The sequence below is a fragment of the Thermoplasma sp. genome (genome assembly GCF_008709555.1).
Classification (GTDB): Archaea; Thermoplasmatota; Thermoplasmata; order Thermoplasmatales; family Thermoplasmataceae; genus Thermoplasma.
Map to the genome: position 1 here is coordinate 1 of NZ_VYIJ01000024.1, position 13,324 is coordinate 13,324.

At 47.7% G+C, this 13,324-nt stretch carries 13 protein-coding genes; 4 read left to right on the forward strand and 9 right to left on the reverse strand.

Going from position 1 to position 13,324, the window contains the following annotated elements; all coding sequences use genetic code 11:
- The 6 genes from F6Q11_RS06910 to F6Q11_RS06935 form a co-directional block, all read right to left on the reverse strand.
- Positions 1-909: amino acid permease (locus F6Q11_RS06910; RefSeq protein WP_297027686.1), on the reverse strand; the 909-nt coding region annotated here is incomplete at its 3' end.
- A 210-nt stretch (positions 910-1,119) separates the two neighbouring features.
- Positions 1,120-1,896: a precorrin-6y C5,15-methyltransferase (decarboxylating) subunit CbiE gene (gene cbiE / locus F6Q11_RS06915; RefSeq protein ID WP_297027690.1), complete on the reverse strand. Its 777-nt coding sequence runs from the start codon at positions 1,894-1,896 to the stop codon at positions 1,120-1,122.
- Positions 1,893-2,672 (reverse strand): precorrin-8X methylmutase, encoded by a 780-nt coding sequence (locus tag F6Q11_RS06920; RefSeq protein WP_297027692.1) that lies wholly within the window; start codon positions 2,670-2,672, stop codon positions 1,893-1,895. The genes cbiE and F6Q11_RS06920 overlap by 4 nt, the downstream gene beginning before the upstream one ends.
- Positions 2,650-3,387 carry a uroporphyrinogen-III C-methyltransferase gene (locus F6Q11_RS06925; protein ID WP_297027694.1) on the reverse strand — a complete coding sequence of 246 codons (738 nt, stop codon included), beginning with the start codon at positions 3,385-3,387 and terminating at the stop codon, positions 2,650-2,652. Before F6Q11_RS06925 ends, F6Q11_RS06920 begins: the two co-directional genes overlap by 23 nt.
- Positions 3,384-4,016 carry a bifunctional precorrin-2 dehydrogenase/sirohydrochlorin ferrochelatase gene (locus F6Q11_RS06930; protein ID WP_297027696.1) on the reverse strand — a complete coding sequence of 211 codons (633 nt, stop codon included), beginning with the start codon at positions 4,014-4,016 and terminating at the stop codon, positions 3,384-3,386. Before F6Q11_RS06930 ends, F6Q11_RS06925 begins: the two co-directional genes overlap by 4 nt.
- A 173-nt stretch (positions 4,017-4,189) precedes the next feature.
- Entirely contained in the window at positions 4,190-4,774 is a 585-nt protein-coding gene (locus F6Q11_RS06935; protein ID WP_297027699.1) for an aspartate kinase, read from the reverse strand.
- Between the two features lie 120 nt (positions 4,775-4,894).
- Here F6Q11_RS06935 and F6Q11_RS06940 point away from each other — a divergent pair, with 120 nt between their 5' ends.
- A complete protein-coding gene (locus F6Q11_RS06940) occupies positions 4,895-6,103 on the forward strand; it encodes an argininosuccinate synthase (RefSeq protein WP_297027700.1) in 1,209 nt (402 codons plus the stop codon).
- Positions 6,104-6,115: 12 nt separating this feature from the next.
- Positions 6,116-7,417, forward strand: coding sequence for a lyase family protein (locus tag F6Q11_RS06945; protein ID WP_297027703.1), 1,302 nt, complete (start codon positions 6,116-6,118; stop codon positions 7,415-7,417).
- Here the strand turns inward: F6Q11_RS06945 and F6Q11_RS06950 are convergent, their stop codons facing one another.
- The 3 genes from F6Q11_RS06950 to F6Q11_RS06960 form a co-directional block, all read right to left on the reverse strand.
- Complete coding sequence (locus tag F6Q11_RS06950; RefSeq protein ID WP_297027704.1) at positions 7,418-8,266, reverse strand: SMP-30/gluconolactonase/LRE family protein; 849 nt, start codon at positions 8,264-8,266, stop codon at positions 7,418-7,420.
- A 79-nt stretch (positions 8,267-8,345) separates the two neighbouring features.
- Positions 8,346-8,588 carry a MoaD/ThiS family protein gene (locus F6Q11_RS06955; protein WP_297027706.1) on the reverse strand — a complete coding sequence of 81 codons (243 nt, stop codon included), beginning with the start codon at positions 8,586-8,588 and terminating at the stop codon, positions 8,346-8,348.
- An 11-nt stretch (positions 8,589-8,599) separates the two neighbouring features.
- Positions 8,600-10,255, reverse strand: a complete 1,656-nt coding sequence (locus F6Q11_RS06960) for an acyl-CoA dehydrogenase family protein (RefSeq protein WP_297027707.1) — start codon at positions 10,253-10,255, stop codon at positions 8,600-8,602.
- A 208-nt stretch (positions 10,256-10,463) separates the two neighbouring features.
- On the opposite strand from F6Q11_RS06960, the gene F6Q11_RS06965 reads away from it, so the two are divergent.
- Together F6Q11_RS06965 and pip are read left to right on the forward strand one after the other, a co-directional pair.
- On the forward strand, positions 10,464-11,867 hold the full coding sequence (locus F6Q11_RS06965; protein WP_297027712.1) for an APC family permease: 1,404 nt from the start codon (positions 10,464-10,466) through the stop codon (positions 11,865-11,867).
- A gap of 80 nt (positions 11,868-11,947) precedes the next feature.
- The gene (pip, locus tag F6Q11_RS06970; RefSeq protein WP_297027714.1) at positions 11,948-12,829 is read left to right on the forward strand and encodes a proline iminopeptidase; all 882 of its coding nucleotides are present in this window, start codon (positions 11,948-11,950) and stop codon (positions 12,827-12,829) included.
- Positions 12,830-13,324 lie beyond the last annotated feature (495 nt).

A 13,324-nucleotide genomic window follows, 5' to 3' on the forward strand; every position in this document is an offset into this window, starting at 1 on the left:
GATCACGGTTCCGTAAGTCGACAGGAAGGTGCTGACCGCTATGAAAAATATTGCACCCGCCATCCCTGTGAAACGCCTTGCCACTATGAGGCCTGGTATGACAGCAGCGGAGAAACTACCTATATTGTTCAGGCCGAAGCCCACAACCATGGCGTATGATCCAAGTATGAATACTGATCCAGCTATGACCACTATGGCTATTATCGCATTCCTGATGGTCTTTCTGGGAGACCTCGCTTCTTCACCCATCGGTACCACGGACCCGTAGCCAGCAAACGCCAGATAGCCTCCAACTATGAACCCAAGGAAAACGCCGGTCCAGCCAGACCCAGCTGATGGCACGAATGTCTGCACACTGTTGTCATGGGCCGATGGAATGACTATGATGGACAGCGCTATGACGAAGGCTACTTGAATCGATCCAAGTATCAGCGCGAGTCTCAGTGAAGGTTTTGCTCCCCTCCTCATGAGGATATAGGATAACGCCATCATGGCCCCCATCCACAGTATTCCCGTCCATTCAGGGAGAGAGGTACCGAAGGCGTAGTCAAGCGATTTGGAGAATCCCCATATGACGATGAAGTATTCAAGCGCCAGGTTTGAGGTCTGATACAGGAGGTACTGGAGACCAGTGAACTTGCCAAGATGCTTTCCCAGGCCGTACTCAACATAGGAGTAATAGCCACCTGTATGGCTGATCATGCCGGAGAACTGGTATATGGTATTCGCAGCCAGGATCACGGCGATGAACGATATCATCATCGCCAGGGGCGCATTAATACCGGATAGTCCCACTATGCTAACGATGAGGCCTGAGAGGATGGTGATTGGGGTTATCTGGCCAAGGCCCTGGAAGACCAGATCCCACGTGCCTAGCGTTCTTATATCGGAAACGTTTGTATCGTTCATTGTGTGCAGAAAAACCCCTGGTACATAAATTTTGTTTTCGTAAAAAAACTACTAAAAACGTAATATTCGACGACGGCGGAGAAATCGATCGACAGGCCAACCTGCCGATCATTGTTCCAGGTTCAATTCCGTCTGATCTCCTGTTTCACTTGATTAGAAACAAGGCCCTTCGACTCAGGCTTGTTGATCGCGGAATAAAATGAGATCCGCTCACCGTATCACCGGCTCTCCTATTACCATTATGGATAGATCGGAGAATTCACATTGTACGAGATCTCTGATCGTTGAAACCGTCCTGCGCTCATCTCTGGAAGTTGCCTTCTCTATAACCGTTGCGGGAAGATCCCCAAACCCCTTGTCCATGAGGAATCTAGCTATATCACGTGGCATGAAATCATATGGCCGCGGTATCACTATGGCTCTTCCTTTCTCTGAAAGAATCCTGATTAGATCGGTTTTTCTGTCCTCTATATTCCCCGTAACATGGAAGGAGACCACCCCTGCCATTTCCAGCGCCATACCGGTGATGCTGCATGCGGCCTGCGCTGAGCTTATACCAGGTACAATTTCGAAGTTCTTGCATTTCTCAGTGAACCTTCTGATCAGCTCTGATTCTGTGAAGCAGGAATCGCCCGTGAAAAGATAAGCTATTCTGTATCCTCTGTTGTAGAGATCGATGACCTCATCGACATACCTCTGCTGATCCCTCCAGTGGAAGACAACTATGTGTTTATTCCATAAGATGTTCCGCGCTATATCAAGCGGCATCTGGTATCCAGCTATGACATCCGCGGATACGATTTCCTTTCTTGCCCTTACTGTCATCAGATCCGGATCGGAAGGGCCGACGCCTACAAACGATATATGCCCACCGAAGAGCTTTCTGCGTCTGGCCGCTGCAAGTGTAACGGATCCAGCGCACGCCCGGAATGGCTGAAATATCCTGGAACCTGGCCCGATTCCTACAACGTATATCTTTCCAGTCATCTCAGAAACCTCCCAAAACTATTTACTATGGATGCTGCTATCGGGCTTCCGCCACGATTCCCAATCACTGTTATGTAATCGATGCCGCTGGATATCAGCTCCTGCTTCACCCTGCTTGCGTTCACGAAGCCAACCGGTATGCCTATAACAGGAGTATCATAACCTCCCTCCTCCTTGATGATACGCATGGCTTCCTGCAGTGCAGTGGGCGCATTGCCGATCACAACCACCGTGTCTCTGTATCTCCGAAGGCCGATGCGAATGCCCGCAGCTGAACGGGTTATGCCCTCGCGCTGGGCCATCTCCCTGGTCTCTGCATCGTTCAGCAGGCAGACCGCGCGATTATTCTCCAGCACCCTGGGTTCGTATATACCAGCTCTCACCATCTCACTGTCGCATAATACGGTGCATCCCTCGCCGAGCCTCTGAACCATGGAAGGGAAAAAACCAGCGCTGTATCGTATCAGCTGTGCTATGGAGAAATCACCTGCAGCATGAACCGCCCTTATCACGATGTGCCTCATCGGATTGTCCATATCCCTTGGGATGATAGAATCGATGATGGAGAGGCTCTTCTGCTCTATGTTGCCTGCATCCTGTTCCTCGATGCCTGTGGCAATCTCGTTTGCTATCTGGGCAAATACCGCATCGAAGATTCTCCTCCTGATACCGTCAGGCATGAAGGTCCGACTCCCTGATGGTATGTATGCAACAGAATCGCCTGAACTTATCCGCACACCACCGTCTTCAAATTCAATTTCGTATTCGACTCTCATTCTCATTCACCACATCCATAATGGCGATCCTTCCAGCCACGATCAATGCCGGCATGCGCACATCCTCAGTTCTGATCTCCTGGGCATTTTGATATATGCTGATCCTCTGATCCGGTCTCGTACCGTTTTCTATAACAGCAACATATCCTTCATAATGCATTGACAGCAGGATATCCTTTATCTTGCCAAGATGCCTCGATCCCATGAGGATCACGACGGATCCAGAGGATGCGAGAGCTGATCGGATCTCTTTCTCGTTGAAATTCCCAGACGCATCGCTGGCGGAAACCACCGTGAACGATTCAGATCGGCCGCGACCCGTCAGAACTATGCCTGCAGCCTCCGGTACGGCTATGGCTGATGAGACTCCGGGAATGATCTCATAGTCTATGCTGCGATCTCTCAGCAGCCCGATCTCCTCGCTCAGATGTGAGAATACGGAGGGATCACCCTCCTTCAGATGGGATGCAACGGAGAATTCGGTGCTGTCCAGTATTGCCGATATCCTCTCAATTATACCGGAATGATCCCGCGATGCTCTGTGCCCAACGTGTACTATCCGTTTACCGCCGCAGAGAGATGCCAGCATATCCTCAGGGACGAGGCTGTCTGCAAGTATCAGATCGGATTCAGCTATTGCCCGTATCGCACGAACGGTGATCAGATCAGGATCTCCAGGGCCGGTACCTATTATATAATATTTCTTCGCTTTCATTTCTCCCCTATCAGCTTCTGAAGGATCATATCCGGATCTCCATCCCTCTCGCTGATCATGCGCCTTATATCGCGATTCACAGCGATGCTGTACATGACGATCCGCCTGCGCCTTCTGTCCCTGACCTTGGATATTATCCTTGATCTGTTCCTTGAGATGAAATCTATTACCTCTGCATCCTCATCCGTGATTATGGAATATTTTCGGATGTAGGCCATGAGTTTCTTCTTTATCATCACGGTCATGGCCGGACTTTTTCCTCTCGTGGATATGCCTATGGAGATGGGGCCATTGTGGATGATCGCACAGAGGTTTATGTCGCTGAGATTGACCCTGTCTGGAACGTACACCATCCTCGAATAAGGGGAAACCGCATTTGCTATTCGCCTGTCAAGATCCTCGTCCTCCGTGGAAACGAAGGTAACCATGGGCCTGACCTCCTTCACCTTGTCTATGCCTTCATCGTATCTTTCAGGACGTGGCAGAACGTTGGGCAGATCAAGATGCTCATCGGTGAATGCATATATGACGGAGGCTTCCTGCGAGAAACTCCTTATCTTCTCCATGAACTCACCGCCATGTCCGATGAAGACCAGGGGATGGCGTTCAAGCTTGAGATCGACGATCATATAATGAGTAATGATGAAGTCAATTTAAATTTTTTTAAATTAACTTCACCAATCAAAGAGGACCGTAGAATAGGGGCGCACTGATGCCAATGAATATATTGGTATGATGAAAGAGAGACATCGATGATTTCAACCGTATGCGTTCTCAGAATGTAATTGGGCTAAACGGTGGATCAGTAGGATGCAAGTGCAGAATAGGCCTTTATAGCGTCGTCTCTGTTAACCACTATCATAGTTTCATTTGAGCATGATATGAACTGAAGTATGTTCACGTTGGCTGCATATATCCTCTGAACCACATTCAATGCGAATCCTGGAGTTGACACGATCTCTGGAGGAGAGAATATGTGTATTAGGCTAACGTTTCTCTCGATGATGGCATCCTTTGGGATGTTTCTGACCCTCGTCTCATCCACTATGTAAACAACCGAGTCCGTAAGGAAGGTTACGGAGAGGAAATCTATATCCATCTTCCTTCTGGAAGTTATGACGGAAACCTTGTCCTGCAGCGTCACCTTGCTTCGCCTGAGAAGATCATCTGTGAATCTCCTGTAATCCGAAATCTCTCCGCTTCGTATTATCTTCTGTAGCACTGATCGTATTGAGAGCTGGTTCATCCCCTGATTCTCACGACTGATGAGTGCGGCCAGGCCGTTGAGGTTTACTATGCCAGTTCCCAGGGCCATGTATACCTCCGGTCTCTTTCTCAGATACTCCAGCGTCTTCTCTTCAACGTTCCCCCTGAATTTTCTATCCATGATATCAGATATTAATGATGAATATAATATTTTGCAAGATATTGAAACATATAACATAATTTATGGATAATTTTTAAATATCAATGAAAAATTGTTTATATGGAATATAAATCGATGCACATGGATAAGGCATTGCTTCTCTATTCTGGCGGTCTTGATACCTCTGTAATGATCAAATGGCTTCAGGAGAACCTGTCTCTTGCGGTGTCAACGTTGACGCTGAACGTCGGGAACAGCGATCTTGTCGCCATACAGGAAAAGGCAAGGACGCTTGGAGCCGATCCGGTCTTCGTTCATGACGCTATAGATGAGTTCGCGCAGGGATTCATAGCTAAATCAATAATGGCGAACGGAAGCTACGAAGGTTATCCACTATCTACCGCACTGGCCAGGCCGCTTATGGCCGAGAAGGCCGTGGAATATGCACATAGGATCGGCGCAAAGTATGTGGTTCATGGATCGACTGGAAGGGGGAATGACCAGGTCAGGTTCGAGGTTTCCATCAGGGCCATCGACCCGTCCATACAGGTTCTTGCACCCGTGCGAGAATGGAATATGATGAGGAAGGATGAAATAGATTACGCGAAAAAACATGGGATACCAGTGAAGCTGGATGGAAAATATTCCATAGACGAGAACATCTGGGGCAGATCGATTGAAGGGCCGGATATCGAGGATATAGGCAAGGGGATACCGGAGGACGTTTACGAATGGGTGACTCCACCATGGCAGGCGAAAAACGATCATATCGTGAAGATATCATTCGATGGGGGAATTCCAACCGAAATAGATGGAGAGAAGATGAAGCTCTCAGACATCATAACCTATCTGAACGCAGTGGCGGGATCCAGCGGGATAGGGCTCATCGATCATATGGAGAACAGGGTTGTCGGACTCAAGAGCCATGAGGTATATGAGTGTCCGGCGGCCACCGTCATCACGTATGCGCACAGGTATCTTGAATCACTGATCCTGAACAGGAACGAGACGGAGATGAAGATGTTCATGGACTGGCAGTTCTCCAAATTCGTCTATGGAGGGCTCTGGCATGACCCGGTCATGAACGCGATCAATGCAGCAGAAGCCGAATTCAACAGGGATATAAACGGTGAACTTAAGATCAGGATGTCTCATGGCCTGATGTACACCGAAGGCGCCTGGGGCAACAGCTTCCTCTACAGCACGGATCTTATAAACTACAGTTCAAACGCGTTCGACCAGAGATCATCGAAGGGGTTCATCGACATCTATGGCAACGCCACCATACATTCCCATAAGAGGGCTCTGAAGATGACCGGCAAAGTCGAGGGCACCTCACTGCAGTACTGAGATCGATACAGTATGAAGCTATGGGCGGGCGGCGTTCAGCCAGCAGATCGCAGGGATTCCACCGAAACATTCGTGAAACACGATATAGAGGTAGAAATATCACTTCTCAAGTATGAGATCCTATCGCTGATCGCCTACCATCTCGATCTGGCGCAGAGAGGGGTGATGGAGAAGGATGAATCGAAATGCGTAATAGAGGCGTTGATCAGGCTTCTAGAAGAAAGACCGGATATCGATATAGATCAGGAGGATGCCCATACCACCGTGGAAAATGCTGTAATCAAGAGATGCGGCAAGCTTGGTCACAATGTACGACTGTATCTCTCCAGAAACGAGCAGGTTCACAGCAACGTCCTCATGTTCACCATCGAGAGATGTTCCGGCATAATATCCAGGCTGATCGAATCCATCAGGACGATCCAAACCAGGGACGTGAAGGGACTGCTGCCAGGTACAACGCACTTCATGCCCGCCATGCCCCTGACAGCCGCCACCTATGCGAACTACATTCAGAATGTCCTTGCAATAAGCGTTAAGTCTCTGAATAGTGCGATCGATTCTGCTTCCATCCTACCATACGGCTATGGATCCGGTTATGGCAGCCCGAATTCCGGGAAATTGAAGGCCATGTCCGATCTCCTCGGTATAGGGCCCGTGCTTACAAATCCTGTCTTCGCGTCATCGCTGTATCCAATACTCATCACATCAGTCTCAAGCACTATTTCACAGATCTCCATAACGATCTCGAGGATAGCCATGGATCTGATCGAATACTACAGGGATGGCTATATATCACTCCCTTCTGAATTCACCACAGGAAGCTCACTGATGCCAAACAAGAGAAATCCGGACTACATAGAGCTTCTTCAGGGTATTGCTTCGCTGTCGTCATCCGTCAGCGTTTTGTCCATGATGACCTCAATGAATAAGACCTCCGGCTACCATCGTGACTTCCAGATGATGAAGGATTCATATGTCTGCATGGTCAATTACGTGTACGAAGCGATCTCATGGCTGCCCGATCTTTTCGGAAGTATAGAGTTCACAGTCAAGGATCCCGAGAAACTTCCTGAATCAATATTCGCAACAGGAAATGCTTGGGATGAGTTCAGCTCCACGCACGACTGGAAAGAGAGCTACATAGATACGGGTAGGAAACTGAGGGAAAACTCAGGCTTAAAACGCTACATGCCGGATGATTATATCGATCCGGTGGATCTGGGCTATCTTGAGATCATACGGAGCAGGTATGACGAAGTTGTCAAAAAATGGGTGGATATGATTGAAAAAGCAAAGAGGTATCTGGATGAATGATCAGGGAACATTGAATGTGAACGTCTTGGATCCCGCATAATCCGTATGCACAATGAATAGGCTTCCACCCATATCAGATGGGTTTCCGTTGGAGGCTGATGAGACGTAGAGATCGTGGAGACCGTCGCCAGCGAAGACGCATGAGGTTATGTTCTGCGCTGGGAATATTATTTCGTCTATCTTCTTCTGTTTCTCAGGGTCGTGCACCGTTATTCTGTTGCCCCCCCAGTGAGCAACCCAGAGGTTTCCATCGGCGTCGATGGTCATGCCATCTGGATTCCCTACCTCGTTTCTGAAGTCCACGGCGATGCCTATTCTCTCGATGTTCATCTTGCCATCGTATGAATATGCGTCAACCCTCCTCTTTGGTGTGTCTATGTGATAGAATACCCTCTTCTTTGTGTTCCAGGCTATGCCATTCGATATGGTCAGGTTGTCAAGTATACGCCTTATGGTCTTTCCAGTCAGTACATACAGGGAACCTATGGGTCTCTTCTCTTCCAGATCCATGGTTCCGGCCACGTAGTTCCCGAATGGATCTGCCTTGCCGTCGTTGAACCTCGTGGATTTCTGGTCCTTCTCCACCTCGGTCAGAAGGGTGTGTTTTCCTGAATCGTCTATGAGATATAGACCATGATCGATTGTAGCGGCGATCATATCCCTATCCGTCGGCACGACAGATGATATCATTCCGATGGAGGCAAATGTCCTCATTTCAGAACTGTCTATATTCATATAGTGAAACTTCTTTCCCCTTATATCAACCCAGTAGACGCGTCTTCTCCTCTCGTCGAACGTTGGGCCTTCACCCAGATCGTCTATCTTCCTGAAAAGGATCTCTGGCTCCATGCACAAGCATGTCTGTTTGATATAAATTAATGCGCATCCGTCTTCAGACAGAACATTATAAGAATTCCAGACCTTACGATCAGGGCGTGGAGGATCTGGGGAAGACGTACAGCGTATCGCCATCGTTGATCTTATAGTCGTCAGGAACCGGTCTCATGTTGACGTACATACCTATCTCTATGGGACGGATGAAATTGCTTAACTGTTCCATCAGAAGGGCCTTCACCTCCCCAAAGGTGATTCCGTCCCTGACATATAGGGAGGATTCATCAAAACCAAGAACGCCTGAGAAATGTGATAATATCCGGATACGTATCCTCATGATCCGGATAATCATTTAGCCTCAATGACCTTTTCGCCATCGTTGACGTTCATCCAGTCCAGCATTCTGTGAAATTCGACGAAATTCATATCACTGGGAAATGAACCAGCGAAATGCCTGTAATAGTATATTTTAGCAGCCATCTGCATACCCGTATTTCCTGTCTTTTCCGATACGGACAGCATGTAGGCAAGGGCCGATAGGTATCCGAACATGTTGAGTATATCCTTTGCGAAATATTCTATATTTTCGGAATTCCTGTATGAAACCATCTTTTCACGCACCGAGTCGAAGGCGGCCTTCAGCATCGCAGCGGTATCCGATGAAAGGTTCTCCATTATGTTCCATATCAATGTGAAGATCTTCTCGTCAATACCCTTCTTCTGCACGAGTTCCAGGAAATCAAGCGACTGAATGTTGCTCGTGCCTTCCCAGAGCGATGTGACGATGGAGTCTCTGTGAAACTTCTCTACCGGAAATTCCTTCAAGAAGCCCTTACCGCCGAACACCTCCATTGCGTACCTCGTCACGTAATCGCTAGACCAGGATGCAATGTTCTTTGCCATATGGGTGAAAGCCCTGGCCATATGGTACTGGTCATCGTATGGCGGCTTAAGATGCGATGCCCTTGCGAACATGTCTCCGGCTATCATCGAGAGTACCGTTGACGCCACAACCTCAGATTCCATCTCCACGAGATCCCTCATCATCAGCGGGTGTTCTATAATGGGCTTCCCGAAAGCAGTCCTTTTCCTTGCATAGAGATAGGCCTCCCAGAGAGCTTTACGTGCTATGCCAACTGCAGCTATGGCGTCATCGATCCTGGACACTTCAAGTATCTCCAGAGCTATGTAAATGCCATTCTTCTCATCTCCTATCATATATCCTTCGGAATCCTTTAGCACGACCTCCCCGGTCGGCACCATGATGGTTCCGAGTTTGTCCTTTATTCTCCTTATCTCGTAGTTGCGCGTACCATCGGATCTCAGCGTTGGTACGAAGAAGACCGATATGCCCTTTGCTCCCGCCCTCGCACCCTGTAGCCTTGCAGTGACGATAGCGCCATCTGCCAGGCCAGCGTTGCTTGCGAAGTACTTGTTTTCGCCGTTGAGTATGTACCTATCGCCAGACTTCACGGCGATCGTCTGGTTTGCACCTAGGTCGCTTCCACCCTGTATTTCGGTATAATATGTGGCTCCAAGCCAGTGATCTTCGTTTGAGTAATGCTTCAGGAAGCTTTCAAGATGGTTGCCGCCATACTTCTTGAGGCCGTATGCCGTCTGTCCTGTCAGAGTCAGAGTGCAGAAAAGGCCTGCATCTGATATCAGGTATCCAGAGATGAAGTGGTACATGAGATCGTTCTTCTCCACTATCCTGGATACCACACCCATATCAAGTAGCCTATCGATCATGTTCAGATGCGTTCTCGATATCCATATACCGTCGGTTCGATTGTCCAGAATTCCCCACATCTGCAGCACCGGTTCACCATAATGATCGATGAACACGGAATCCTCGATCATCTCGGTGCTGATGTATTTCCCCATCTCTGAAAGTTTTTCATCCGTTTCATATCCAAGATAGTTAAGCACGTCCTGAAGTACCAGATCATCGGAGAAATAGTTCACGCCCTTGCTAAGGAATATATTTGAAAAATCGAATCTCATAATGATAGATCCACTGAATGCATATAAATATTGTCAGAACACTACAATTTGATGCATGAAATGTGCTTCTTTTCTGATCCAAAGCATTCCTGTTCAATATCAAATAATGTAATCAAAGGTTCAATAATATATCGCATTATTACTCAAAGTAATATATGAGCAATGAAAGATTATATAATTGATAATTATTAACCTGTCTGGTATTATCATGGCAAAGACTCTCAGAAGGAATGTGCTGAATTTCAGAGAGGTAATGTTTCAGGGCGTTGCGGCCTCGGCGCCGGCAGGTGCTGCTGTTGCGACGATGACTGGTTCGGCGGCATTTGCCCTGGGATCGCTCCCGCTGGCAGCGGTTGTTGCCTTTGTTGTTGTCTTCCTGAACGCAGTGATCATCAGGAAGATATCAAACCATGTCGCAGGTCCTGGAGGCTACTACGACTACATCAAGAACGGTTTCGGTACAAGGGTTGGCGCATTCTCAGGCTGGGTATACATACTATACCAGATAGCTGCGCTTGCCTTCATATCTCTCTCCATAGCCGTGTTCGTGCCGGCTCTTCTGAGCTACATCTATGGAATAACGGTTCCTTCCTATCTATGGATACCGCTCCTGATAGCCTCAGCAGCTTTTGGTTACGTCGTATCATTCCTTGGAATAAAAGGATCCCTCAGATACGTTTCAGTCATGGGATCGCTTGAGATAGCCGTGGTGGTATTCATCGGCCTGTTCATAGTTCTTGGTCATCCGTCGATAAACACCGCAAGCGTTTTCACATTGAAATATGATTCATACGGCGTCAGCGGCATCGCTCTGGGTGTTCTCTTCATGTACACCGCCTTTTCCGGATTTGGCGGAATGACGCCACTCGGAGAAGAGGCAAAGGATGCCAAGAGGATGATAGGAAACGCCGTCGTTCTTTCCTCAATAGTTCTTGGAGTTTTCTTTGTCTTTGCAGCATACGCCTTTACGGTCGGATGGGGCCCTGCCAACATGGAGTCCTACGCGAACAACCTCGTTCCTGGGATCAAGCTTGCGCAGGTTGATATAGGCCTCTGGGCCGCCATTCTTATAACAATATTCTACGTGAACAGCATACTAACAGATAACGTCACCTTCACGAACAGCGTTGCCAGGATAACGCTGTCGATGAGTAGAGACGGCATACTGCCATCCTCGTTATCCAGAGTCCATGACTCAAGAAGAACCCCGCATCTGGCCGGCCTTGTGATGGTGTCTGCTGCCGTATTAACAGGATTTCTAAGCGTTGAATTCCTTGGTCCGTTTGGTGGCTTCCTGTTCACGGGAGTACTCTCAACTCTGGCTGCACTACTCGTTCACATGATAGCCAATCTCTCACTTCCAGCGATACTCAGAAAGAACAGACAGAGGATAGGTATATCGAATGTAGCACTGCCTGTCATAGTCACCGGCATACTCGTCTACGTCTTCTATGGTACCTTCATCTCAATATCGCTGCCTGTTATCGCAGCCTCAGTTTCATTCGCGGCGTGGGTGGTATTCTCTGCTGTATACTCCTACATAAGGGGGAAGTCGGCTAGAATCGCCGAACCGAGCCTGGAGGAGGAACATTTACAGGCAATCGAAGACTAAATCGATCACGTTCTCTGAAAGGATATGGGAACGACACAGGAAAATTTTTAAACCATTTTTGCGTAGGAAGTGATGATAAAATGGATGAAGGCTGCATAGAGAATTATGCAAAGATCAACGGCATATACATATACTATAAACTGTGCGAGGCGGCTAACGAAAAGGCCAAGCTGATGACCATGCATGGTGGCCCAGGCATGTCCCATGACTACCTGCTGTCCCTCAGGGATCTGGTAAGGAATGGAATAACTGTGCTTTTCTATGATCAGTTTGGATGTGGTAGATCCGAGGAACCGGATCAATCGAAGTTCACGATAGAATATGGCGTGGAGGAGGCTGAGGCCCTGAGATCCAAACTGTTCGGGGAAGAGAAGGTCTTCCTGATGGGATCATCCTATGGTGGTGCTCTGGCACTTGCTTATGCAGTCAGGTACCATGATCACCTTAAGGGTCTGATCGTATCAGGAGGACTCTCATCCGTCCCACTCACCGTGAAGGAGATGAACAGGCTCATAGACAATCTTCCAGCAAAGTACAGAGATGCAATAAGAAAGTACGGATCAGCTGGAATCTACGATAACCCAGAATACCAGGAAGCTGTAAACTTCTTCTATCACCAGCACCTGATCAGATCCGAAGACTGGCCGCCGGAAGTACTGAAATCACTGGAATACGCTGAAAGAAGGAATGTATACAGGGTCATGAACGGGCCCAACGAATTCACGATAACTGGAACGATCAAGGACTGGGATATAACGGATAAGATCTCGACAATAAGGATACCGACGCTTATAACCGTGGGTGAATATGATGAGGTGACTCCTAACGTGGCGAACGTTTTACACGAAAAGATTTCTGGGTCTGAGCTTCACGTATTCAAAGACTGCTCGCATCTGACCATGTGGGAGGATCGCGAAGGGTACAATAAACTGCTGTCAGATTTCATAATGAGGCATCTTTGAGGTATCAGAGTCCACATACCATGACGAATTTTTAAACCTGCAATAAAGAACTTTGATCTCATAACGCAGAGATATCTATGGTACTCCATTGAACAGATCGATATGTGAATGGTTTTCATGATACAGGCACCATGGAAGTATTGAGCATCATTCTTCAAAGTTTTCCGCGTATTTGGAACTTTCCCTGAAAAATTTTATAGCTTATTTTCGTGCTGCAGATATAATCAACGTTATTTATATGCATGGCTAAGATAATGTCAGAAGGATGCCTATCCCTCCAACAGCGTGGTGTTAGCTGATTATATTTCTGATGAAGTTCAACTTGCTGCCGGCTTTTATGGTCAATGGAGTCTTTCCTATCACCTCGCCATCTGCCTCCGCCAGATATCCCTCGCTTCTTATGGCTATATTCTTTATTCTGAAACTCCTTGCAAGTCCTCTATCAAGATATGATATATAATTCCAATAACTATTTAGACAACTAATGTGTTATGT

Excerpts from the sequence above, each read along its gene's own strand:
- cbiE (WP_297027690.1), bottom strand. The coding sequence starts at position 1,896 with ATGACTGGAAAGATATACGTTGTAGGAATCGGGCCAGGTTCCAGGATA.
- F6Q11_RS06920 (WP_297027692.1), bottom strand. The coding sequence starts at position 2,672 with ATGAGAGTCGAATACGAAATTGAATTTGAAGACGGTGGTGTGCGGATA.
- F6Q11_RS06925 (WP_297027694.1), bottom strand. The coding sequence starts at position 3,387 with ATGAAAGCGAAGAAATATTATATAATAGGTACCGGCCCTGGAGATCCT.
- F6Q11_RS06930 (WP_297027696.1), bottom strand. The coding sequence starts at position 4,016 with ATGATCGTCGATCTCAAGCTTGAACGCCATCCCCTGGTCTTCATCGGA.
- F6Q11_RS06935 (WP_297027699.1), bottom strand. The coding sequence starts at position 4,774 with ATGGATAGAAAATTCAGGGGGAACGTTGAAGAGAAGACGCTGGAGTAT.
- F6Q11_RS06940 (WP_297027700.1), top strand. The coding sequence starts at position 4,895 with ATGGATAAGGCATTGCTTCTCTATTCTGGCGGTCTTGATACCTCTGTA.
- F6Q11_RS06945 (WP_297027703.1), top strand. The coding sequence starts at position 6,116 with ATGAAGCTATGGGCGGGCGGCGTTCAGCCAGCAGATCGCAGGGATTCC.
- F6Q11_RS06950 (WP_297027704.1), bottom strand. The coding sequence starts at position 8,266 with ATGGAGCCAGAGATCCTTTTCAGGAAGATAGACGATCTGGGTGAAGGC.
- F6Q11_RS06955 (WP_297027706.1), bottom strand. The coding sequence starts at position 8,588 with ATGAGGATACGTATCCGGATATTATCACATTTCTCAGGCGTTCTTGGT.
- F6Q11_RS06960 (WP_297027707.1), bottom strand. The coding sequence starts at position 10,255 with ATGAGATTCGATTTTTCAAATATATTCCTTAGCAAGGGCGTGAACTAT.
- F6Q11_RS06965 (WP_297027712.1), top strand. The coding sequence starts at position 10,464 with ATGGCAAAGACTCTCAGAAGGAATGTGCTGAATTTCAGAGAGGTAATG.
- pip (WP_297027714.1), top strand. The coding sequence starts at position 11,948 with ATGGATGAAGGCTGCATAGAGAATTATGCAAAGATCAACGGCATATAC.